This is a genomic window from Sphingomonas sp. BL-S-28, assembly GCF_055521515.1.
Window position 1 is genome coordinate 896906 of record NZ_CM145484.1, and the last position, 23372, is coordinate 920277.

Below are 23372 nucleotides of genomic sequence, written 5' to 3' on the forward strand. Positions count from 1 at the left end.
GCAGAAAAGTGGGCTCCGTCCGGTTCACGCTTCGCGAATGGGATGCGTTGTCAGGCGGCCTGTGCCAGTGCTGGCTTGCTCAGCAGGGCGAGGAGGGAGATGCGGTTGAAGAACCACATCCTTTGCAGTTCCAGCCTGCTGTATTTCCGCAAGGTGTTGGCGAAGGTGTACGGCGTGTACCAGACGTTGTGATCGGGGTGGACGCCTTCGAGAAAGGTCTCGCTCTCCGCCTGATAGTCGAAGTGACGGGCGCGGCACTGGAAGGCGTCGGGCACGGAGATGAGAAACAGGCCGGCATCCACTGCCTCGATCTGGGTCAGGAACCCTGCCACATCGGGAACGTGCTCCATCACTTCGGGCACCAGCACCACATCGTACCGGCCGTTCGCCTGCGCCAGATCGGTGAAGAGTTCCCCGCTCACGTAAGGGCGCAACTGCTCCAGCGCCTCGCCATGCGGATCGACGCCGTCGAGATGGGCACAGTGCTGTTCCAGCTGGACGTGGAGCGAAGTGCGCGGATCGGTGATCGGCCAGTCCGCGCAGCCGACATGCAGCACGCGCTGCCCGGCGAGCAGGCTGGCGAAGACATCCATGCGGCCCAGCGCGGCGAGTTCGGAACTGACCGGCACGCGCTGCAGGAAATAGGGCGCATGGATCTTTTCCAGAGGCGAGGCTTCGGCGGCAGGTTGCGGCGTAGGCTCCTCCGGGGCTGGTGAGGGTGCCGGCGTGGGGGCCGGCGCCGTGACGGTACCCAGATCGGCCTTGTGAATGCGGTCGTAGCTCTGGTTGGTCGATCCCCATAGCTGATGGGCATAGACCGGATCGCGCCCTTCGTAGGTCACCCCGGTGAAGTGGCGGGGGATGAAGTAATGGCTGGGATAGATGCGCAGCGGCGTATAGGCGAACTTGCGATAGCAGTCAGTCAGCCGCTGCGGCCCCACTGTCTTCCACGCCATTTCGCCGACCACCGAAGGGCTGGCGGCGATGTCCTCGACGATCTGCTTGACGAAGGGATTGCCCGCCGCGCAGCCGAAGTAGCCGGCGGCGATCAGCCCGGGCCGCGCAATCTCGCTTTCCCAGCAGGCGAAAGCGTCGCAATCGAGCAGCTCTTCGTCCAGCGGGCGGGTGCAGATGCTGTCCGCGTCGAACACGATCCCGCCATGTTCGTGCAGGATTTCCCAGCGCATCATGTCCGCCACGCCATTCCATTCGCGCTGGCGCATTGCCGCCATGTGCCGGGCGTTGATCCAGTCCCGCCCGTCGAGATCGGCGTTGCCCCAGAGGCGGAAGGTCCAGCCCGGATGCGCAGCGCGCCAGGTTTCGATGCAGTTGTCGGGACGCCGGCTTTCATCGCCAACCCAGATGAAGTGAAAGGTCTTCGGGATCATGGTGTTATGCCCGTCCGCAAGGATGCCGCCGGAAGCGCCGGCGTCATCGGCGAGAATTAGGCCAACAGGGTTGACCAAGCCCGAAGAGGTCGCAGGGGAAAGTGCCTAAGCAGGCTTGGTAACAATCTCAAAAAACGGCGCCCCGCCCGCGCGGCGAGGGGTACGCCGGGCGGACGGGACCGTGGGCCGGCGACGGGATGTACCCCGGCCCCTCGACGTGCCGGAGCGGCACGGTGGTGCGGATGTGCGCCGCTCCGGGCGGTCTGACCCAAAGGGGGATAGGGTCAGTCCCGCGGGATGATCCAGCGGATCGTCCCCATGTAACTGCCGGCGGCCGTTTCGCCGTCGGCATTGGTGGCGGGCTCAAACCGCGCCCGCTTGCTGACATATTTGCAGGTGGCCTCATCCAGCCCCGAATAGCCGCTGGACGCCAGGATCGAACACTGGCCCACGCGGCCGCGTGCATCCACGTCGACGCGGAAACGCACCAGACCCTGATGCTCTGCCCGCAATTCGCTGGTGGGATAGTCCTGCGTGGTGATCCACGTCGAAGGATCGTTGCGGGGGATCGCGCCGCGCGGCTGGAAGCGGGGGCTGGGCGTGGTCGACGGCTGTGGGAGGGGGGCGATTACATCGCCGTCCGGCGTTCCGGTGGCCGTCGGGAACGTGGTGGGAATAGTGGTCGGTTGGGTGCTGGTCGTTGGCTTGACGATATCGGAATGGGTGGTGGTGGTGATGGTGTCGATCGGCTTGGCGTCCTCCGGCTGCACGGTTGGCGTGGGCAGCGGCGGTGGCGGCGGAGCGAGCGGAACGAAAACGCCTTCGGGATTCCGCGGCGGGCTGGCCTGAAAGATGGTCACGGCAAAACCATTGATCAGCGCCAGCGCCACGCCGCCCTGGATCAGTGCGACAATTCCCCCCGTGAGGAATTTCTGGTTGGGGTTGGAATTCCGATCGACGTAGGACATCGGCATTCTCTCCATCTATGCCCTTTTATTCCTGCGATTTCGCCCTTCGGACTATCGCAAGCCAGGTGCATTTCATGGAGTGGAGGCTAACACGATTCGGCTGTTTTCAAATAAAATAATACTCAGCAATACAAGCATTTAACTGGCAATACTGACTATCACCGTGCTTAGTATTTACCGCGCCGCAGCAATCGCTTTCTGGCGGCGGCGCTGAACCGAACTGCCAAGGCCGATCGCCTCGCGATACTTGGCCACGGTGCGCCGGGCCAATTCGAAGCCTTTGGCCTTCAGCAGGTCCACCAGCGTATCGTCGGAAAGGATCGCCTTGGGATCCTCCGCATCGATCAACTGGCGGATCGCCGCCTTCACCGCCTCTGCAGAAGCGCCTTCGCCGCCGGCCGCCGCCACGCCCGAAGTGAAGAAGTATTTCAGCTCGTAAGTCCCGCGCGGGCAGTTGAGATACTTGTTGGAGGTGACGCGGCTGACGGTGGATTCGTGCATCCCGATCGCCTCCGCCACCGTGCGCAGCGTCAGCGGCTTCAATTGCGAGACGCCGTGGCGGAAAAAGCCGTCCTGCTGGCGCACCAGTTCTGCGGCGACTTTCAGGATGGTCTTCTGCCGCTGGTCCAGCGCCTTGATCAGCCAGTTGGCATCGGTCAGCTTTTCGGAAAGCCAGTTGCGCGAAGCCTTGTCGGTGCAGCCGCTGCGCAGTTCCAGAAAATAGCCGCGGTTGACGATCAGGCGCGGCAGCGTCGCTTCATTCAGCGCGATGTTCCAGCCGGGCTGGCTTTCGCCTTTCGTGCGCTCCGCTTCCGTCGCCTCTGCCGGGGAGACGAGAATGTCCGGCACCACGGCCGCGCCGGGCTCGCCGCCGAAACGCAGGCCCGGCTTGGGATCGTAGCCGCGCAGTTCGGCCAGCATGTCGGCCATGTCCTCGTCATCCACGCTACACATGCGCTTGAGTCGGGGCAGGTCGCCGCGCGCGACGAGATCCAGATTGTCGATCAATCGCGCCATGCAGGGGTCGTAGCGGTCCGCTTCCTTCGCCTGAAGCGCGATACATTCGCCCAGCGTTCGCGCGCCGACGCCGGTGGGGTCCAGCGACTGCAGAACGGCAAGGGCGGCTTCCGCTTCCGCGATCTCCACGCCGAGATCGATGGCGACTTCGTTCAGCGCCACCGGCAGGTATCCCGCTTCGTCCAGCAGGCCGATCAGATAGCGGGCGATGCCGATCAGCAGATCGTCTTCGCTGGCGGTGCCAAGCTGACTTTCCAGATGTTCGACCAGCGATGCCTCGCCGCCGCCATGCTGGTCTATACCCGGGCCTTCGTCCGCGCGGCCCAAGTGCAGGTCCCCGCTCCAGTCCGCCGAGGCGGTATCGCGCTCGTGGCCGTCGCCGGTGTCACGTTCGCGTTCGCTGGCGGGGATTTCGTTGTCGAGCGGGCGATCCTCGCCGCCGCGGCCTTCGCCGATCAGCCGGTCCACCGCCGAGGTTTCGGGCGAGGTCAGGCGCGGCGTTTCCGGGGGAGCGTCACCTGCGGCCGGTCCGATATCCGGCGCGGAGGCAGCGCCGCCCACATCCAGCAGCGGGTTCGCCTCCAGCGCTTCGCCGATGAAGGTTTCGATTTCCAGATTGGACAGCGCCAGCAGCTTGATCGCCTGCTGCAACTGCGGTGTCATTACCAGCGACTGGCTTTGCCGCAGGTCGAGCCGGGGCCCCAGCGCCATGGCTCAGGTTCCCGAGTGGGGCTGCCTCAATCCTGCCACCCCGTTCGCGCCGTGGAGCCCCCTCACAGCGTGAACCCCATCACAGGGTGAAGCCTTCGCCCAGATAGAGGCGGCGGACGTTTTCATCGGCAACCAGCGCTTCGGGGCTGCCCGCGAAGAGCACCTGGCCGCCGTAGATGATGCAGGCGCGGTCGACGATATCCAGCGTTTCGCGCACGTTGTGGTCGGTGATCAGCACGCCGATGCCGCGATTCTTCAGATCGCGCACGAGTTCGCGGATGTCGGCGATGGACAGCGGATCGATGCCGGCGAACGGTTCGTCCAGCAGCATGATCGAAGGCTTGGCGGCCAGCGCGCGGGCGATTTCGCAGCGGCGGCGTTCACCGCCCGAAAGCGCCATCGCCGGGCTGGAACGCAGGCGGGTAAGGCCGAATTCGTCCAGCAGGCGCTCCAGTTCGGAGGCGCGCACGTCCTTCTCGGGCTCGTTCAGTTCCAGCACCGCGCCGATGTTCTGTTCGACGGTCATGCCGCGAAAGATCGAGGTTTCCTGCGGCAGATAGCCCAGCCCCAGCACCGCGCGGCGGTACATCGGCAGCCGCGTCACATCCACGCCATCCATCAGGATACGGCCCGAGTCGGGGCGCACCAGACCCATGATCGAATAGAAGCAGGTGGTCTTGCCGGCGCCGTTCGGGCCCAGCAGACCCAGCACTTCGCCCTTGGCCACGGACAGTGAGATGTCGGTCAGCACCGCGCGCTTGTCATAGCTCTTGGCGATCGAGATGACCTCAAGCCCGCCATTCTGCGCCACGCTTACCGCGGCGGCCGAGGTTTCCTGCATGCGTTCGCTCGTTTCGGTCATCTTCCCCGCCGTTTACGCAGCCCACCGGCCCACCGCAAGCCGCCATTTCCCTTAGTCGGCATTTCGCGCGCCTGAATGCCCGGCCCGCTCTCGGCCGGAACCGTCGCGGCGATCCGATGGTTTCCCCTTATGGTTGATGGGCAATAAGGTTGATATCTCGGGGATCGAATATTGCGCTTTGCGTGGGGTGAACTTGCCAATCCATGCGCAGCGTGATCTAGTGATCGCGGGAGAGACAATAAAGGTCGCACTCAGGACAGAAAGGTTGGGCTCCATGGCCAAGACCGGCAGACATGCAGGGGTTTCAGACGGTTTCGGACACGATACCGAAGCAGGCCAGAAGGAGATGCGTTCCTCGTCCGGCCCAAGGCCCATTCATCGCGTCCTGCCTGAAGTCGATCAGCCCCACGCGAAACCGCTTCCCGATTTCCGCCGGAAGATGAGCGATCACATCGCTTACGCCCTGCTGGTCTACACCGCGCTGCAGATTTTCGTGACGATCGGTGCACTGAAGTCGAGCGGCGAATCGCTGCTGCCTTATCTGGCGCTGGTGATCCTGGTGATCGCCATCATCCCCGCCTGCCGCCGTTTCGAAGCCCGCTGGAACCGCCTGAGCGACGAACAGGCGCACGATCCCGCGCTCCAGCCGTTCTACCGCCGCGATCTGATGATGCTCTGGGGGCTGGCGATTGGTCTGCCGTTTGCGCTGACTGGGCTGTTCAAGGGGCTGGCGTTGGTGCTGGCGCGTTAAGCGAAGAGGCGGCGGAGCGGCAAAAGTTCCCCGTTCTGGAAACGATCAATTCCCGACGTCGTGAATGCCCACCCCCAACCCCTCCCGCCTGCGGGAGGGGAGTTCCAGCGCAGCGAATAGATGCAGCGCTGTTCCACCCTCCCGCAGGCGGGAGGGTCGCGAGACTTACGAAGCGCAGCGAAGTTAGTCGCAGCGGGGTGGGCAAGCGCAACGTCCGATCCCCTCATTCCCACCTTCCAACACCGCTCAGGCTGAGCCTGTCGAAGCCCCCGGCGGCGGGGCGCTCAGCCTACGTCCTTCGACAAACTCAGGACGGGCAGGCGGGAGAGTTTCCGTCCCGCGTTTGCCCTTCGCTGCCGGGAGGTCTAGTCCCGGTTTGAATGCCGCGCGCTCGTTCTGCGCGCCGTGCCCATGGAGACCTAAAGAGGATGCTGACCCCCGACGAAGCGCTCGACCGCGCCCAGCAGCTGGTGGAGCGTGCGCGCCGTGCCGGTGCCGATGCCGCCGATGCGGTCTATGGCGCCAGTTCGTCGGAGTCGATCCAGGTTCGTCTCGGCAAGCTGGAAGACGTCGAACGGTCGGAAAGCGAGCATATCTCGCTGCGATTGTTCGTCGGTAAGCGCTCCGCCAGCATCGGCTCCAGCGACTTGTCTTCGCAGGCGCTGGACGAACTGGCGAGCCGGGCGCTGGCGATGGCGCGCAGCGCGCCGGAGGATGCCTATGCCGGACTGGCGCCCGAGGAACTGCTCTCCACCGGGCCCTGGGCCGATCTCGACTTGCTGGATGATCGCGAACCCGGCCCGCAGGACTTGCGCCGGATGGCCGAGGAGGCGGAGGACGCCGCGCGCGCGGTGGCCGGTGTCACCAATTCGGACGGCGCCTCGGCCAGTTCGGGCGGCGGCGTGGCCGCGCTGGCGACCAGCCATGGCTTCGGCGGGGCCTATGGCTCCACCAGCCGCTCGGTCAGCGCATCCGTGGTCGCGGGCGAGGGAGCGGACAAGCAGCGCGACGGCGATTGGCGCGCCATGCATCACTGGGCGGATCTGCCCACCGCGGCCTCGATCGGCGCGCTGGCGGGTGAGCGCGCCGTTGCCAAGCTGTCGCCGGGCCGCCTGCATAGCGGCCCGATGCCGGTGGTGTTCGATCCGCGCGTGGGCGGTTCGCTGATCGGGCACTTGCTGGGCGCGATGTCGGGCAGCGCAATCGCGCGGCGCTCCAGCTTTCTGCTCGACCGGCTGGATCAGGCGATCTTCGCGTCCGGCATCACCGTGGTGGAGGATCCGCTGCGCCCGCGCGGTCTGCGTTCGCGTGCATTCGATGGCGAGGGGCTGGCGACCCGCGCGCGCAATCTGGTGGAAGATGGGCGGCTGACCGGCTGGCTGATGGAAAGCGCCTCCGCCCGCCAGTTGGGCCTGGCGCCCACCGGCCATGCCGCACGCGGCGGCAACGGTGCGCCGGGGGTTTCGGTGGGCAATGTGGACTTGCTGCCGGGTACCCTCTCCCCCGGCGAACTGATGGCGGACATCAAGGACGGGGTCTACATCACCGAGCTGATCGGACAGGGCGTGAACGGCGTAACCGGGGATTACAGCCGTGGCGCCTCGGGTTTCCGCATCGTCGATGGCCAGATCGCCGGGCCGGTGGCGGAATTCACCGTGGCCGGAAACCTGCTGGCGATGTTCGCGGCGCTGACACCCGCCAACGACCTTGAGCGCGACCGCTCGCTGAATGTGCCGACCCTGCGCGTGGATGGGCTGACCGTAGCCGGGGATTGATTGTCTGTTTGAAAATCCGCCGCAGGCGGATTTTTGCGGCACCGGCCCGCTCCCTCACTTCTTCTTGCGCGGATCTTCCTCGTGGATGCGCACTTCCATTTGCGGGAAGGGCAGTTCGATGCCCTCGTCGGCAAAGCGGCGGGCGATTTCGAAGCGCATTTTCGAGGCGGTGACCGTGCCGTCGGTGGCATCGCGCACGAAGACCAAGAGGCGCATCTGGATCGAACTTTCGGCAAAGGCATCCAGCATGACGTTGGGCTCCGGCCAGTCGAGCACGCCGTCCTGCGCCTTGGCGATCTCCACCAGCACTTCGCGCACGCGGTCGAGGTCTGATCCGTAGGCGACACCGATCGGCAGCACCACGCGGGCGAGGTGCTCGCCAAGGCTCAGGTTCTTCACGCTTCCGGTGATCAGCTGCGAGTTCGGGATGATGATCTGGTGCCGGTCGAAGCTTTCCAGGTGGGTTGAGCGCACCGAGACCTTGCGCACGATGCCGGAATAGGTGCCCACCTCGATCCAGTCGCCCTCGCGGATTGGGCGTTCCACCAGCAGGATGATGCCGCTGGTGAAGTTCTCCACCGTCGATTGCAGGCCGAAGCCGAGGCCGACCGAAAGGGCGGTGGCGATGAAGGCCAGGCTGGTAAGGTCGAGGCCCGTGGTGGCGACGGCGACGGCGGCCGAAATGACGATGCCGACATAGCCGATGATGGTGACGATGGAGGCCTGCGATCCGCGGTCGATCTCGAACTGGGGCAGGATCGTCAGGTTGATGATCCGCTGCGTCCAGCGCGTGGCGATATAGCCGGCCAGGAACACGAAGCCGAAAGTCAGGATGTCCCCCGCCGAGATGTTGACGTTGCCGAAGGTCACGCCGGTGCGCAGGGTGACGATGGCGTCGCCGATTTCGCGGCTATTGTATCCCCAGGTGATCGCCAGCAGTGGCAGTACCGCCAGCGTCAGGGTTATGCCCGCCAGCATCGGCACGAAATGAATGCCGGTGCGGTACCGTTTCAATCCGCTTTCGGACAGCATTCCGACCACCAGCGTCACCAGCCGGTGCAGGAAGATGGCGATGGCGATGATCCCCACGGAAACGACGAGATCGGAGAAAATCTCGCGCGCGAAGACGATATAGCCCACCACCGCCGCCGCCACGCAGCCGGCCGCCAGCAGCATCAGGATCTTGCTGAGCGGGCCCGCGAAATCCAGCGGATTGCCTTCCTTGCGGGCATGGGCGTGGTGCGGCGTTTGCGCGGGGGCGTCGCTCGCCGGTTCACGTCCCTTGTCGATCATCAGGGCCAGGCGCCAGACCAGCGCGCTGCCGCAGATCAGCAGCACGGCCGATGCCATGTCGATGAAAGTGATGGCCAGAAGGCCCAGATCCTCGATCCCCTCGATCACCAGTTCCAGCCCCAGCACGACGCCCAGCAGGCGGATCGTGGAGACCGCACGGGCACTCACGTCCGTGCGCAACTGGATCAGCCGCAATTCGGGGAAGGGCGATTGCAGCGTGCTCTTGGCCAGCCACTGCGCGATGGCCACCACCAGCGCGGCGAACAGCAGCAGCAGGCTGAGCCCGGTCAGCGCCTCCACGGTCAGGAAGGGCTTCATCAGCACGGCAAAGGCGGCGACCGAACAGCCGATCGCGAAGAACAGCAGGATCGCGGCGATCATATCCTCTACGATGACGACGATCAGGCGTTTGGCGATCTGGGGAATCGCCTCGCGCCGGATGGTGAAGCGGCGCCGGAGGATATGCAGCAGGCGGATCGCCGCGAAGGGCCCAAGCAGGACAAGCACCGCCACGGCCAGCAGGCGCAGGCCGAAGCCGCTGGCGCCGTCCTTGGCCACGCCCTTGGCGATTTGCGGCGCGGCAATATCGATCGCCTTGCGGGTGTCTCCCGCCACTGCGATCCAGGAGTTGGGATCAAGGATCGAGGACGCGCGTTCGGACCGGCGATTGCGCTCTATCGTCGCGATCCGTTCGTCCAGTTCAGCCACCAGTGTGGCGGCACGCGCCTGCGCTTCGCGCGCGTCGAGCACCGGGGCCAGGGTGACCGAAAGCTGGGCATCCAGATCCTTGCGGCGCTGGGTGACGGCCCCGGCCTCGGTCTTGCCGTCGGCTGGCGGGGCGCCGAGCGCGGTGATCTGGGCCTGGATGATCCGGGCATCGAGATTGCTGCGGTCGGCGATCTGGCGGGCAAGGTCGCGGTCGGCGGCCAGCCGGTCGCGCAATTTGTTGAGGCGGTGGACCTCTTCGTAGTCGTATCGGCCCACCGGCTTGCGCAGCACGGCCTGCGCATCGGCAGCGTCGGCATTGAAGCGGGCGATGGTTTCCGGCCCGGCGAAAGGTGTCGTCGGCGTCGGCTTGGCGGGAGGCCCGGCAGGGGTGGTTTCGGGGGCGGTTTCAGTCTGGCTGTCACCTGGCGTCTCCGCCGGCTCGGGCGAGGATTTGGTGCCGGGCACGAGCTTCGACAGTCCCGGTATCTGGGCAAGCGCCACCGGGCTCCAGACCGCCGTGCAGATCAGCAGCAGCGCCACAAGCGCGCTGGCCGCGAAGCCGTGGCCGCGCCCGCTCATATTCCGCAGACTTTCAGGCCGGCGATGGACACCGCGATGCTCAATCGATCCCCCTTTAGGCGGCCCCGCCGCACCGGTTTACTGCGGGACAAACTCGAAAATGCCGCTATCCATTTTCAGCGCAAGGAAAAGATGCCCGTCGCGCATCGTATAGCTGGCCACGTCCGGCAGTCGCGTGGCCATCATCTGGCCGATGTCCGGCTGCGGGCACAGCGCGCGGGTGGAGGCGACGGGGCCGATCTTCAGCCCGCCGCCATCGGTTCCGTGGGGATCGGCGCTCCAGGTGCTGCGGCCGCGATTGCAGTCCAACTGCATGGCCAGCGCGCCGTCGGTGCCGAATTCCAGCGTATACATGCGGCCCTCGCCGGGCTTCGTCGTTCCCTGGGCATCGTCCATCGACTGAAAGCCGATCAGCTTCCAGGAGGTTGCGGCCAAGCCTGCCGTTGCCGGGGTGGTGGCCGGCGGCGGCGTGGAGGCGGGGGCGGAGGAAGTTTCGCCGCATCCGCCAAGGGCGATCACCAGCGCAAGCGCGGCAGGAACGAAGGAAATCCGGTTCATGGCATAGTCTCCGCTTGTCGGGTCGAAGGGGCAGGAATTTTCAACTGGCCGATGGCGAGGCATTCCGGGTGTCCGCCCGGAATACCATCCTGGAACCCGGGCAGCAATTTTCGCGATTTCGCTTTTTGCGCCATGATCTTGCCGCGCGAACCGGGGGGTATCGCATGGTGGTGTGTCCCGGCGGCGTTACCGGTGCGCAAAGGCCCGAGATACGCATTCGGGAAAGCTTTCGGACATGGCATGACAAGTCGCAGGCGCTTTGGCGGGCTAGACAGGGGCATCAAGCAATGCCCCGCAAAAGGACCTGAAAGCATGGCCAGTTCCGCCTCCACCTCGGCCCCCACGACTGGCGAAGTTTTCCCGCCCGTCACCACCGCCGCCGCTTGGCGTGGGGACAGGCTCACGGGGACCGACGAGTGGATCTACATGTTGTCTGGCGAGCAGGTTGCCGAACTGGAAACGCTCGGCACGCGCTTCATGGCCGAGAACCCGGATCTGCGCACCGTCACGGCGGAGGAATATCCGCTGGTGGCCTGCGCCGATGCGGTGAAATCCTGGGGCGAGGATGTCGATTACGGGCGCGGCTTCGTGCTGGTGCGGGGCCTGCGTACCGAGCTTTATTCGGATGCGCTGTCGAACGCGATCTACTACGTGCTCGGCCTGCACATGGGCGACCCGATCCGCCAGAACGAGATGGGCGACCTGATCGACCACGTCTACGCCACCAGCGACAAGACCATGGACGATCCCACCGCGCTCTCGTCCAAGGTGCGTGACAAGCTGGTCTATCACTCGGACAGTTCGGATATCGTCGCGCTCATGTGCCTGCGTCCGGCCAAGGAGGGCGGGCTTTCCTGCCTCGTTTCCGGTGCGGAGATCTACAACGAGATCCTGCGCCGCCGCCCCGATCTGGCGCCGCTGCTGCTGGAGCCGTTCCACTGGGACTGGCGCCGGCAGGACCATAACGCGCCGTCTGATACCTACACTTCGCCGATCGTCAGCCTCGTCGACGGGGTGTTCTCGATGTACGCGGGATCGCTCTACATCCTGACCGCGCAGGAATACGAGGGCGTGCCCAAGCTGAGCCCCGAGCAGATCGAGGTGCTCGAACTCTTCGACACGATCACGTACGAAGAGGGCATGGCGATCGAGATGGATTTCCGCCCCGGCGACATCCAGTGGCTTTCCAACTACGCCGCGCTGCACGCCCGCACCACGTTCTGGGACTGGCCGGAACCGCAGCGCAAGCGGCATTTGCTGCGCCTTTGGTTGAGCCGCGATGCCGGGCGTCCGGTGGTGGACGGGTTCGGCAAGAACGGCGTGGTGCAGGTGCGTCAGGCTCCCCGCGACGGGCAGGCCGAGCATCCCGATGCGCACTTCGATGTGTTCTCGGTCTCGGTGCCGCGTTTGATGAGTTGAGAGTGGCGTAATCAAACTCCTCTCCTGCAAGGGGGATGGCAGCGCGTAGCGCTGACGGAGGGGGTAACCGGCGCGGTAGTTCGCTACCGAGAGGGTGACGTCCCTCCACCGCCCTTCCTTCGACAAGCTCAGGATGAGCGGGGGCGGTCCCCCTCCCCTTGCAGGGGAGGATTGAAAAGGATCGAAAGCGGACCCAACCGCACCCCTAATTGACCCCCACGGCGCACCGCGCGCTCCCCGCTTGCACCCCCGCGCGCCATCTGAAAGGCCGCGAGAAAGGACAGGAAAACCGGGGATCCGAGTGACCAAGACGGTCGTGACGCTGGAAGACAAGTACAGGCAGGCTGATGGGCAGGTGATGCTCTCGGCCCTTCAGGGCGTCGTGCGCCTGCTGCTCGACCAATCGCGACGCGACCGCGCGGCGGGGCTGAACACGGCGGGATATGTCACCGGCTATCGCGGCTCCCCGATCACCACGCTCGACGCGCAGTTGTGGGCTTCCGAAAAGCTGCTGACCGAACATCATGTGCGCTTCGAGCCCGGCCTGAACGAGGAACTGGCGGCGACCTCGGTGCGCGGCACCCAGCAGCTCGATTGGTACGGCAAGCCCAACGTCGATGGCGTCTTCGCGCTCTGGTACGCGAAGGGCGTCGGCGTCGAACGCGCGGGGGAGGCGATCAAGGCGGCGAATTTCGAAGGCACGCACCCCAAGGGCGGCGCGCTGCTGCTCTGCGGGGACGACCATGCGGCCAAGTCCTCGCTGACCGCGCATCAGTCCGAACATGTGCTGATGACCGCGATGGTCCCGGTGCTCTACCCGGCGACGACCGACGAAATTCTCAGCTTCGGGCAGTTCGGCTGGGCGCTGTCGCGGGCCAGCGGGCTCTATGTGGCGATGAAAGCGGTGACCGACACGCTGGACCTGACGACAACCGTCACACTGCCCGGACACAGCTTTCCGATTGCGCTGCCGGAGATTCCCGCCGGCCCCCCTCCGAACTTGCGCATCGCGATGTCGGCGCTGGAGCAGGAGCGGATGGTGATCGAGCGGCGCCTGCCGATCGTGCCGCTGTTCACCGCGCTCAACCGCATCGACCGCGTGAGTCATGCAGCGCCCGGCGCGCGGCTGACGGTGGTGAGCGCGGGCAAGGCCTGGCTCGATCTCTGCCAGGCGCTGGCGGATCTGGGGCTGGACGAGGCCGGGTGTGCGGCGCTGGGGCTCAGGGTCGTGAAGCTTGGCCTTGTCTGGCCGCTCGATGCTGCATTCGTGCGGCAGGCCTGCGGGGGCAGCGCCGAAGTCATGGTGGTCGAGGAAAAGCGGCCCGTTATCGAGGACCAGATCGCCCGCCTGTTCTACGGCCGCGTCGATGCGCCTGCGCTCTCCGGCAAAATCACGCCCGATGGCTCCGCGCTGCTGTCCGAGGTGGGCGTGCTCGATGCGGCCACGGTCCGCCGGGCGCTGATCGCGCGCATGGCGGCGCTGGGCATGCTGCAGGGCGACCTTGCCGCGCGTGATGCCACGCTGCGCGAGCGGGAGGATTCCGCCGCCGCGCTCGAACGCACCGCGATCCGGCCCGCCTATTTCTGCTCGGGCTGCCCGCACAATACCTCGACCGTGGTGCCCGAAGGATCGGCGGCGATGGGGGCGACCGGCTGCCACGGCCTCGCGCACTACATGCCCGAACGCAACACGATGCAGACGGTGTCGATGGGGCAGGAGGGGATGCCCTGGATCGGCGCGCAGCATTTCGTCGATACGCCGCACATGTTCCAGAACCTGGGTGATGGCACTTACACGCACTCCGGCCTGCTGACGATCCGCGCGGCGGTGGCGGCGAAGAGCCGGGTGACGTTCAAGATCCTCTACAACGATGCCGTCGCCATGACCGGCGGGCAGCCCGCCGAAGGCGCGCTCAGCCCCGAGCAGATCGTGCGCGAACTCTCGGTGGAAGGCGTCGATCCGGTGGTGCTGGTGAGCGAGGACCCGTCGCGTTTCGCAGCCTCCGATCTGCCCGCCGCAATTCGCGTGCTGCACCGGGATGAACTGGACGCGGTGCAGCGGACCTTGCGCCATCTCCCCGGCACCAGCGCCATCGTCTACGAGCAGACTTGCGCCAACGAGAAGCGCCGTCGCCGCAAGAAGGGGGCCTATCCCGACCCCGACCGGCGGCTCTGGATCAATCCGGCGGTCTGCGAAGGGTGCGGCGATTGTTCGGTGCAGTCGAACTGTCTCTCGGTCGTGCCGGTCGAGACCGAATTCGGCCGCAAGCGCGCCATCGACCAGTCGAGCTGCAACAAGGATTTTTCCTGCATCAAGGGCTTCTGCCCCAGCTTCGTGGAGGTTTCGGGCGGCACGCTCAGAAAGCGCAGCATGGACGATGCCGCGCTGGCGCGCATGGTCGCGGCGCTACCCGACCCGGCGGTGGCGGACTTGTCCGGCGGAGCCTCCGCCATGTTGGTGGCGGGCATCGGCGGCACCGGCGTGCTCACGGTCGGCGCGGTGCTGGCGATGGCGGCGCAGCTGGAGGGCCAGGCCGCCAAAGTGCTGGACCAGACCGGTATGGCGCAGAAGGGCGGCGCGGTGGCGAGCCATATCCGCATCGGCGCCGATGCTGCCGCGATCCCCTCCGCGCGACTGGGCGCGGGCATGGCGGATCTGGTGATCGCCTGCGATCTGGTGGTGGCCTCCTCACCCGAAGTGCTGGCGCTGGCGCGGCCCGATACGCGCGTGCTGGCGAACGAGGACGTGGTGCCCACCGGTGAATTCCAGCGCAACCGCAACCTCGATCTTACCGCCAGCCGCTTCCTCGGCGCCATCGGCAAGCGCGTCGATCCGGCAATGATCGCCTCGCTGCGCGCCGGTTCGCTGGCGACGCGGCTCTTGGGGGATTCGATCTTCACCAACCTGATGATGCTGGGCTTTGCCGCGCAGAAGGGCTTGCTGCCGGTGCGCTTGGGCTCGGTGGAGGAGGCGGTGCGGTTGAACGGTGTGGCGGTGCGTGCGAACCTCGCCGCGCTGTCGCTGGGAAGGCTGGCGGCGGAGGGCGGGGAAGACTTGTTTGCGCTCGCCGATGCTGCGCCTTCCGCGCCCGAGCCGCCGCGTGATCTGGTGACCGTGACTTCAAGCTACGTGCGCCTGCTGACCGACTGGCAGAGCGCGGCCTATGCTGCGGATTACCGCAAGTTCCTCGATGAGATTGCGGGCACACTGGCGGCGCGCGGGCTGGAGGACAGCGAACCGCTGCTGCGCGAGATCGCGCGTCAGCTTGGTCGGCTCATGGCTTACAAGGACGAGTACGAAGTCGCTCGCCTATACAGCACACCGGCCTTCCGCGCGGGCCTGTCCGATACCTTCGACGGCAAGCCGAGCCTCAAGCTCCACCTCGCCCCGCCGCTGCTCGCATTACGCAAGGATCGCAAGACCGGCCGCCCGCGCAAGATTGCCTTCGGAAGCTGGATATTCCCGGTCTTCGCCGTGCTCGCGAAAGCCAAGGGGCTACGCGGAACATGGCTCGACCCGTTCGGGTACACCGCCGAGCGCCGCATGGAACGCGCGCTGATTGGCGAGTACCGCGACCTTGTGCGCGGGATCGCCGCGAAGGTGGAGCCAACGACGATGGACACGGCGATCGAACTTGCCGCCGCCCCCGCGCTCATCGCCGGATTCGGTGCGGTGAAGGAGACCGGTGTCACCGCCTACCGCGCCCGCGTAGTCGAACTCTCGCCAAGGCTTGAACCCCAAACGGCAATGACGGAACTCGAACCGGCCTGACCGCCGGGGCGGTATCTGCCACCCCGAAATTGCCGCGCGAAAGCGATTGCCGCACCACCGGGGCCGTCGCTGCTGGAGGGGAGTCGGCCCATGAAGAACATCCGCATCCATGTCTCGTTCGACATGCGCTCGCCCGATTGGGCGGCGCCCACGCACGAACTCTACCGCGCAGCAATCGAGATGGCCGCCTTCGTCGACAGGATCGGCGCGGATCAGATCGGGCTGATGCAGCATCACGGTTCCGACGATGGCTACCTGCCGCAGCCGTTCACGCTGGCGGGCGGCATGGCGGCGGTGACCAGCCGCATCCGTTTCATGCTGGGCGCGGTGGTTTTGCCGCTGCACGATCCGGTCGAACTGGCGGAGCAGATCGCGGTGGTCGATCAGATGTCCAACGGGCGGCTCAATGTCATCTTCGGTGCCGGCTATGTGCCATTCGAGTTCGCCATGTTCCGCAAGTCCCTGAAGGACCGCGCGCGGCTGATGGACGAAGGGCTGGAGGTGATCCTGCGCGCGCTGCGGGGCGAGACGTTCGAGTTCGACGGTCGCCCGATCTACGTCCGCCCGCTGCCGGTGCAGGCCCCGGAGGATATCGTTATGGTCGGCGGCGGCGTGCCCGCATCGGCCAAGCGCGCGGCGAAGTTCGGCGTCGGCTTCGGGCCGATGAAGCCCGAACTTATCGACCTCTACCTTGCCGAATGCGAACGGCTCGGTCACGCGCCGCGCACTTATTTCCGCCCGACGCCGGGGATGCCGCTGGCGGTCCATCTTTGCGAGGATCCCGATGCGGGATGGGAAGCGATCGCGCCGCACGCCGTCCACGTCATCACCGAATATGCCAAGTGGGCCGAACAGGAAGGCGACGGCACCAGTTCGCCGTTCAAGGGCCTTACCGATCCGACGGTGCTGCGTCAGGCAGGCATGTTCGTGGCATGGACGCCGGACCAACTCGTCGAGAAAGTGCGCAGCATGGGCGGCGTCGGTCATGTCGGTTTCCAGCCTTTGCTGGGTGGACTTTCGCCGGAGGAGGGCTGGAAAAGCCTCAAGCTGCTGGAAGCGACGATGCCGCGTTTGAAGGCAGGAAAGTAGAAGTCCTGGGGCCCTTCGACCAGCTCAGGAGATCCCCCAGACCCGCAAAGCGTCTTCGCCGCGCGTCACCTATCCGTAGTGCGCCCTTTGCGGCGCAGCCAATGAGTCTCCCGACGCCGCAATGGGCGCGCAACGCGGTTGGTCCGCGTAACCTAGACGGTATTGGGGGAGCAGGGGGGCTTTGCTCCCCTGTTTATTCCTTTTCTTCCCGATACAGCCCCCGCAAAATCTCCAGAAATGCGCTTCTCCTCGCACTCCCGGCGTGCAGCAAACCTACCTCGCGCGTCAGTTCGAAATCGCGCACCGGCACGAACCGCACCGAGCCATCGGCAAACCCCTCCGGCATCATTCCGACCCCTGCGCCACTGCGGATCACCGAGAGAACGCGCTCGTCGCTGGTGGTCTTGAGCACGAAGCGCGGGCGGACGCCGCGCTGGGTGAAGAAGCGGTTGATCTCCGGCAGGGCCTCGCAATGGCGGCGCAGGGCCATGCGATCCTGCGCGAGTTGTTCGGCGAGAATCTCGCGCTCGGCGGCCAGCGGATGGTCAGGCGGCAGCACCATCATGTAGCGCTCGCGGGCGAGCACTTCGGGTTGGTAGCGCGCGTGGTGGGGGCGAACGACGGTAAGGGCCACGTCGATCCGCCCACGCTCCAGCCGCTCAGCCAGATCGCGCTCGCTGCCGTCGAGCAGTTCGAGCGCCTCGCCGCCGCCCTGTTCGCTATGCTGGGCCAAGGCGCGGCCTATCACGCGGGTGGGGATGGTGTTCAGTACGCCCACGCGCAGCAGGCTCAGTTCGGCGGGCTCGGCCAGTTCGACCAATGCGTGTTCGTATTCGGCGGCGATGCGGCGGGCGCGGACGAGGAAGCGGCTTCCCGCCGGTGTCAGAGCAACGCGCTGGCGATCCCTGTCGAACAGCCGCGCGCCCAGTTCGCGTTCCAGCTTGGCGATCCCGGCGGAAAGCGTCGGCTGCGTGACGCTGACCGCACGCGCTGCGCGGCTGAAATTGCCGGTTTCGGCCACGGCCAGGAAGTAGCGCAGCAGATATTGGTCGATCATAGACACGATCTATTACGAAGGGCGGAAACTTTCAATTTCCGCTGGCGTTTCGGCTTGTCTACATAGGTGGGGCACATCACTCGAACGTGGGAGAGGCCTTCGCGGGCCCGACCGGAGAAGGAAGCATGAGCGCACCAGTGCTCCATACCAGCCTGAATCTCGACAGCCCCGAAGCGCAGGCGCGTGATCGCTACAATCGCGCGCTGGTGGCCGAACTGCGCGGGAAAGTCGCCAAGGCGGCACTCGGCGGGAACGAGAAATCGCGCGAACGCCATGTCGCGCGTGGGAAGCTGCTGCCGCGTGAGCGCGTGGAGCGACTGCTCGATCCCGGCTCGCCGCTGCTGGAGCTGGGGCAGCTTGCCGCGGAAGGACTCTATGAGGACGACATTCCCGGCGCGGGGCTGATTACCGCCATCGGCACCGTTTCCGGCCGCCAGTGCATGATCGTCTGCAACGATGCCACCGTGAAAGGCGGCACCTATTACCCGATCACCGTGAAGAAACACGTCCGCGCGCAGGAAATCGCGCAGGAAAACAACCTGCCGTGCATCTATCTGGTCGACAGCGGCGGCGCCAATCTGCCGCATCAGGCAGAGGTGTTTCCGGACCGCGATCACTTCGGCCGCATCTTCTTCAATCAGGCGCAGATGTCCGCGAGGGGCATTCCGCAGGTCGCCTGCGTGATGGGAAGCTGCACCGCCGGCGGCGCCTATGTTCCGGCGATGAGCGATGAATCGGTGATCGTGAAGGAGCAGGGCACGATCTTCCTCGCCGGCCCGCCGCTGGTGCAGGCGGCGACGGGCGAAGTAATCTCGGCAGAGGACCTCGGTGGCGGCGATCTCCACAGCCGCAAGTCGGGCGTGACCGATCACCTTGCCGACAACGACGAGCACGCGCTGACCATCGTGCGCGATATCGTCAGCCATCTTGGCCCACTGCATCATCACGATCAACCGCTGCGCGAACCGCGTCCGCCCAAGTACGATCCGGAAGAACTCTATGCAGTTGTGCCGGAAGACGTGCGTGCGCCTTACGACGTGCATGAGGTGATCGCCCGCATCGTCGATGGCAGCGAGTTTCACGAGTTCAAGGCGCTCTACGGCACCACCTTGGTCTGCGGTTTCGCGCATATCCATGGGCAGCCGGTGGCGATCCTTGCCAACAACGGCGTGCTGTTCTCCGAGAGCGCGCAAAAGGGCGCGCACTTCATCGAACTGGCCTGCCAGCGCCGCATTCCGCTGCTGTTCCTCCAGAACATCTCGGGCTTCATGGTCGGCGGCAAATACGAGGCGGAGGGCATCGCCAAGCATGGCGCCAAGCTCGTCACTGCCGTTGCCACCGCCACCGTTCCGAAGATCACCGTGCTGATCGGCGGCTCGTTCGGCGCGGGCAACTACGGCATGTGCGGGCGCGCCTATGACCCGCGTTTCCTGTTCACCTGGCCCAATGCGCGCATCTCGGTGATGGGCGGCGAGCAGGCGGCATCGGTGCTGGCGACCGTCCACCGCGATGCCGCGAAGTGGTCGCCCGAGGAGGCAGAGGCCTTCAAGGCGCCGATCCGCCAGAAGTACGAGGATGAGGGCAATCCCTACTACGCCACCGCGCGCCTGTGGGATGACGGGGTGATCGACCCGGCGCAGACTCGCGACGTGCTAGGCCTTGCGCTGGCGGCGTGCCTTGAGGCACCGATCCCCGAAAAGCCGCAGTTCGGCGTGTTCAGGATGTGATGGCGATGGCCGATATGGATAGACTCTTCGTACTCGATACCGATTATGCCGATCCGGCGTTCGGCGGCGAGCGTCGCTTCTACTGCAAGGATTGCGTGACGGTGGAGGGCCTGCTGGCGCTGTTCCCGGAACGTGCGGGCAAGATCGAAGTGGTTCGCGTCGGCTGGCCGCGTCCGCGCACGGCGGTGGTTGCCATGCTGGGTGAGGCCAACCAGAACCTTCCCGCGCTCGCCTTTGCCGAGGGTGGTTTTGCCAATGATATCGAGGGCGTGCTTGCGGCGCTGCATACGCGCCACGGGTTTCCCGAACGCCATCCCTGACCGAATGACCTGCATAGGAGTGCCATGCCATGAGCCTCGCGATGCTGCTGCCGATGATGATGGTTCCACCGCCGCCGGCGGGGGATGATCGCACGGCGATCCTGTTCGCGGCGAACGCTATGCTGGCGGCCATCGCCAGCGGAAAGCAGGCCGACATGCAACGCACTTTCGCGGCCGATGGCACGACTTATGTCCTGGACCTGAGGGGCGATGCGCCAAGCTGGCGCGTCAGGCCCAACGCCGATCTGGTCGGCAAACCGGACGATACCTCCGGGCGGCGCTATGCCGAGAAGATCGGGGTGCCAACGGTGCTCCAGCGCGGCGATCTGGCCCAGGTCTGGGCACCATACGTCTTCTCGATCGACGGGAAGAACAGCCATTGCGGCATCGACAACTTCACTATCGTCAGGCGCGAAGGGAAGTGGATGGTCGCCAACCTCAGTTACACGGTCGAGCCGCTTTCGGCTTGTGCCGGGCTTCACGCACCGGAAAGCACACAATGATTCAGTCGCTTCTGATCGCCAATCGCGGCGAGATCGCTTGCCGCGTCATTCGCACGGCCCGCCAGATGGGTATCCGCACCGTCGCGGTCTATTCCGATGCCGACGCTGATGCGCTGCATGTGCGCGAGGCGGACGAGGCCGTGCATATCGGCCCTTCGCCGGCGCGGGAGAGCTACCTCGTCGGCGAGAAAATCCTCGCCGCCGCCAAGCAGACCGGTGCCGAGGCGATCCACCCGGGCTACGGCTTCCTGTCCGAGAACGCCGAGTTCGCGCAGGCGGTGAAGGATGCGGGGCTGGTGTGGGTTGGGCCCAATCCGTCCTCGATCACCGCGATGGGCCTGAAGGACGCGGCCAAGACGCTGATGGCGGCGGCCGGGGTTCCGGTGACTCCGGGCTACATGGGCGAGAACCAGGAGCCTGCCTTCCTTGCCGAAGAGGCCGCGAAGATCGGCTATCCGGTGCTGATCAAGGCCGTCGCCGGTGGCGGCGGCAAGGGTATGCGGCTGGTCGAGGCGCCCGAGGCGTTCGTGGACGCGCTGGCATCGTGCAAGCGTGAGGCGGCGTCCTCGTTCGGCAACGACCACGTGCTGATCGAGAAGTACATCGCCAGCCCGCGCCATATCGAAGTGCAGGTCTTCGGCGACAGCCACGGCAACGTCGTCCACTTGTTCGAACGTGACTGCTCGCTTCAGCGCCGTCACCAGAAGGTGATCGAGGAAGCCCCCGCGCCCGGCATGGATCCCGCGACGCGCGAGGCGCTCTGCGCGGCAGCGGTGCGTGCGGCCAAGGCGGTCGATTACGTCGGCGCCGGCACAATCGAGTTCATCGCCGACGGTTCGGGCCCGCTTTCCGCAGACCGCATCTGGTTCATGGAAATGAACACCCGCCTGCAGGTCGAGCATCCGGTGACGGAGGAGATCACCGGCGTCGATCTGGTCGAATGGCAGCTTCTCGTCGCCAGCGGTCAGCCGCTGCCGAAGTCTCAGGAAGACCTGACCATCGACGGCTGGGCGATGGAAGCGCGCCTCTATGCTGAGGACCCGGCGAAGGGCTTCCTGCCCAGCATCGGCAAGCTCGAACTGCTGGAGTTCGGCGAGGCAGAAGGTGGCCGCATCGACACCGGCGTCTACGAAGGCGCCGAAGTCTCGCCCTTCTACGACCCGATGATCGCCAAGGTCATCGCCTGGGGCGAGGACCGCGACGAAGCGCGCGAACGGCTGGGCGAGATGCTGGAGGATACCGCCGTCTGGCCGGTGCGCACCAATGCCTCGTTCCTGGTGAAAGCCCTGCAGCATCCCGACTTCGCCGCGGGCAAGGTCGACACCGGCCTGATCGGCCGCGATGGCGAGGCCATGGCAGAGGCGCCCATGCCTTCGGACGAAGTGCTGGAGGCCGCCGCCAACTCGCTCGTGCCGGTCACCCCGCTCGCCGGTTTCCGCCTGAATGCCGCGCCTGCGCGTTCGGCGTGGTTCTCGCTCGATGGCGAGAAGGTGGAGATCGCACTGACCGGCGAAGGCAGTGAGGAACCCGACGAAGCCGTGCTCGTCACCGAGCTGGGTCAGGCCTGGCTACTTACCCCCTGGCGCCGTGACGGCGTGCATGGCGGCGCGGATGCTTCCGGCGCGATCCTCGCGCCGATGCCGGGCAAGGTGATCGCGGTCGAGGTCGCGCAAGGGCAGGCCGTGACCAAGGGGCAGAAGCTGCTCACCCTCGAAGCGATGAAGATGGAGCACACGCTCACCGCGCCGTTCGATGGCGTTGTGGCCGAACTCAACGCCGTCGCCGGGGCGCAGATTCAGGTCGAGGCCCTGCTGGCGCGCGTCGAACCGACGGAGGCTTGAGGCGGGAGCAGGCCGGTTCCCGTTGCATTTGCGTGGGATCGGCCTAGCCCCTCATCTGTCCGCGCGTTCGTGACGGACTCGATACGAGGAGAGTTCCCATGAAGCTTTCGTATCTTCCCGCAGTTAGTCTGGCCGTCCTTACCCCCATCCTTGCCCTCTCGCCCGCCGATGCGCAGCCGCCTTCCGCGTGGCGTGTGCTGGCGTCGCGGACGCTGAGCGTCGGCAGCTCGCGGGATTCGGTCAACACGCGCAGTTCCAACCGCTACCGGCAGATACAGGTCTGCGCGCGCCTCGCGTCGATCAGCCTGAACAGTTACACCGTGCGTTTCGACAACGGCCGGCAGCAGACGATCCCGGTCCACGGCCGCGTTACCTCGGGCGCGTGCACACGGATCACGTCGCTGACCAGCGCGCCGCGCCGGATCACCCGCATCGACCTTTCGTACCAGCGCATTCCGCACGGCCAACGCGCGCCGCAGCTTCGCGTGATGGTGCGCTGACCAATTCCACCGGCCGGTGCCCCGCGCCGGCCGGACCAACAGGGGAGACACGATTTTGCCGGGCCGCTTTTTCGACGAATGGACCGTGGGCGACAGGATTACGCACCAGCCCAGCCGCACCGTTACCGAGACCGACAACCTGATGTTCTCGGCCATGACGCACAACATGCAGCCGCTTCATCTTGACGCCGAGTTCGCCAAGCAGAGCGAGTTCGGCCAGATCCTCGTCAATTCCACTTTCACCTTCAGCCTCGCCGTCGGCCTGTCCATTGCGGACACCACCGTGGGCACACTCGTCGCCAACCTTGGCTTTGACAAAGTGGTGACGCCCAAGCCGACCTTCATCGGCGATACGCTCACCTGCCATTCCGAAGTGGTCGAAATGCGCGAGAGCAAGTCGCGCCCCACGCAGGGCATCGTCGTGTTCAAGCACGAACTGACCAACCAGCGCGGCGAGACAGCCCTGTCGATGCTGCGCACCGTCCTCCTCAACAAGCGACCATCCTGACCATCGGGCCTGATCCAACCCGGTTG

Annotated in this window: 18 protein-coding genes; 11 read left to right on the plus strand and 7 right to left on the minus strand. The window is 65.8% G+C overall.

Going from position 1 to position 23372, the window contains the following annotated elements:
• Nucleotides 1-50 precede the first annotated feature (50 nt).
• The 4 genes from ACZ1JC_RS12945 to lptB all read right to left on the minus strand — a co-directional run bounded on the left by ACZ1JC_RS12945 (nt 51) and on the right by lptB (nt 4946).
• Nucleotides 51-1388 (minus strand): methyltransferase domain-containing protein, encoded by a 1338-nt coding sequence (locus ACZ1JC_RS12945; protein WP_465136474.1) that lies wholly within the window; start codon nt 1386-1388, stop codon nt 51-53.
• A gap of 284 nt (nt 1389-1672) precedes the next feature.
• Nucleotides 1673-2356: an energy transducer TonB gene (locus ACZ1JC_RS12950; RefSeq protein ID WP_465136473.1), complete on the minus strand. Its 684-nt coding sequence runs from the start codon at nt 2354-2356 to the stop codon at nt 1673-1675.
• A 174-nt stretch (nt 2357-2530) separates the two neighbouring features.
• A complete protein-coding gene (gene rpoN / locus ACZ1JC_RS12955) occupies nt 2531-4084 on the minus strand; it encodes an RNA polymerase factor sigma-54 (protein ID WP_465136472.1) in 1554 nt (517 codons plus the stop codon).
• Nucleotides 4085-4163: 79 nt separating this feature from the next.
• Complete coding sequence (gene lptB / locus ACZ1JC_RS12960; RefSeq protein WP_465136471.1) at nt 4164-4946, minus strand: LPS export ABC transporter ATP-binding protein; 783 nt, start codon at nt 4944-4946, stop codon at nt 4164-4166.
• A 439-nt stretch (nt 4947-5385) separates the two neighbouring features.
• Here lptB and ACZ1JC_RS12965 point away from each other — a divergent pair, with 439 nt between their 5' ends.
• Both ACZ1JC_RS12965 and ACZ1JC_RS12970 read left to right on the plus strand, forming a co-directional pair.
• Complete coding sequence (locus tag ACZ1JC_RS12965) at nt 5386-5697, plus strand: hypothetical protein (RefSeq protein WP_465136470.1); 312 nt, start codon at nt 5386-5388, stop codon at nt 5695-5697.
• Between the two features lie 428 nt (nt 5698-6125).
• Nucleotides 6126-7472, plus strand: coding sequence for a TldD/PmbA family protein (locus ACZ1JC_RS12970; RefSeq protein ID WP_465136469.1), 1347 nt, complete (start codon nt 6126-6128; stop codon nt 7470-7472).
• Nucleotides 7473-7526: 54 nt separating this feature from the next.
• Here the strand turns inward: ACZ1JC_RS12970 and ACZ1JC_RS12975 are convergent, their stop codons facing one another.
• Together ACZ1JC_RS12975 and ACZ1JC_RS12980 are read right to left on the minus strand one after the other, a co-directional pair.
• On the minus strand, nt 7527-10052 hold the full coding sequence (locus ACZ1JC_RS12975; RefSeq protein ID WP_465136468.1) for a mechanosensitive ion channel family protein: 2526 nt from the start codon (nt 10050-10052) through the stop codon (nt 7527-7529).
• 78 nt (nt 10053-10130) lie between these two features.
• Complete coding sequence (locus ACZ1JC_RS12980; protein ID WP_465136467.1) at nt 10131-10610, minus strand: META domain-containing protein; 480 nt, start codon at nt 10608-10610, stop codon at nt 10131-10133.
• A gap of 312 nt (nt 10611-10922) precedes the next feature.
• On the opposite strand from ACZ1JC_RS12980, the gene ACZ1JC_RS12985 reads away from it, so the two are divergent.
• The 3 genes from ACZ1JC_RS12985 to ACZ1JC_RS12995 all read left to right on the plus strand — a co-directional run bounded on the left by ACZ1JC_RS12985 (nt 10923) and on the right by ACZ1JC_RS12995 (nt 16890).
• On the plus strand, nt 10923-12029 hold the full coding sequence (locus ACZ1JC_RS12985) for a TauD/TfdA family dioxygenase (RefSeq protein ID WP_465136466.1): 1107 nt from the start codon (nt 10923-10925) through the stop codon (nt 12027-12029).
• Between the two features lie 301 nt (nt 12030-12330).
• The gene (locus tag ACZ1JC_RS12990; RefSeq protein WP_465136465.1) at nt 12331-15801 is read left to right on the plus strand and encodes an indolepyruvate ferredoxin oxidoreductase family protein; all 3471 of its coding nucleotides are present in this window, start codon (nt 12331-12333) and stop codon (nt 15799-15801) included.
• A 90-nt stretch (nt 15802-15891) separates the two neighbouring features.
• Nucleotides 15892-16890 carry an LLM class flavin-dependent oxidoreductase gene (locus ACZ1JC_RS12995; RefSeq protein WP_465136464.1) on the plus strand — a complete coding sequence of 333 codons (999 nt, stop codon included), beginning with the start codon at nt 15892-15894 and terminating at the stop codon, nt 16888-16890.
• A gap of 193 nt (nt 16891-17083) precedes the next feature.
• Here ACZ1JC_RS12995 and ACZ1JC_RS13000 read toward each other — a convergent pair whose 3' ends face one another.
• A complete protein-coding gene (locus ACZ1JC_RS13000) occupies nt 17084-17947 on the minus strand; it encodes a LysR family transcriptional regulator (RefSeq protein WP_465136463.1) in 864 nt (287 codons plus the stop codon).
• A 125-nt stretch (nt 17948-18072) separates the two neighbouring features.
• Here ACZ1JC_RS13000 and ACZ1JC_RS13005 point away from each other — a divergent pair, with 125 nt between their 5' ends.
• The 6 genes from ACZ1JC_RS13005 (at nt 18073) to ACZ1JC_RS13030 (ending at nt 23346) form a co-directional block, all read left to right on the plus strand.
• Nucleotides 18073-19674: a carboxyl transferase domain-containing protein gene (locus tag ACZ1JC_RS13005; RefSeq protein WP_465136462.1), complete on the plus strand. Its 1602-nt coding sequence runs from the start codon at nt 18073-18075 to the stop codon at nt 19672-19674.
• A gap of 5 nt (nt 19675-19679) precedes the next feature.
• Complete coding sequence (locus tag ACZ1JC_RS13010; RefSeq protein WP_465136461.1) at nt 19680-19994, plus strand: DUF3088 family protein; 315 nt, start codon at nt 19680-19682, stop codon at nt 19992-19994.
• A 29-nt stretch (nt 19995-20023) separates the two neighbouring features.
• On the plus strand, nt 20024-20497 hold the full coding sequence (locus tag ACZ1JC_RS13015; RefSeq protein WP_465136460.1) for a hypothetical protein: 474 nt from the start codon (nt 20024-20026) through the stop codon (nt 20495-20497).
• Nucleotides 20494-22338 (plus strand): acetyl/propionyl/methylcrotonyl-CoA carboxylase subunit alpha, encoded by a 1845-nt coding sequence (locus ACZ1JC_RS13020; protein WP_465136459.1) that lies wholly within the window; start codon nt 20494-20496, stop codon nt 22336-22338. The genes ACZ1JC_RS13015 and ACZ1JC_RS13020 overlap by 4 nt, the downstream gene beginning before the upstream one ends.
• A gap of 98 nt (nt 22339-22436) precedes the next feature.
• Entirely contained in the window at nt 22437-22838 is a 402-nt protein-coding gene (locus tag ACZ1JC_RS13025) for a hypothetical protein (RefSeq protein ID WP_465136458.1), read from the plus strand.
• Nucleotides 22839-22854: 16 nt separating this feature from the next.
• On the plus strand, nt 22855-23346 hold the full coding sequence (locus ACZ1JC_RS13030) for a MaoC family dehydratase (RefSeq protein WP_465148403.1): 492 nt from the start codon (nt 22855-22857) through the stop codon (nt 23344-23346).
• Nucleotides 23347-23372: the final 26 nt, after the last annotated feature.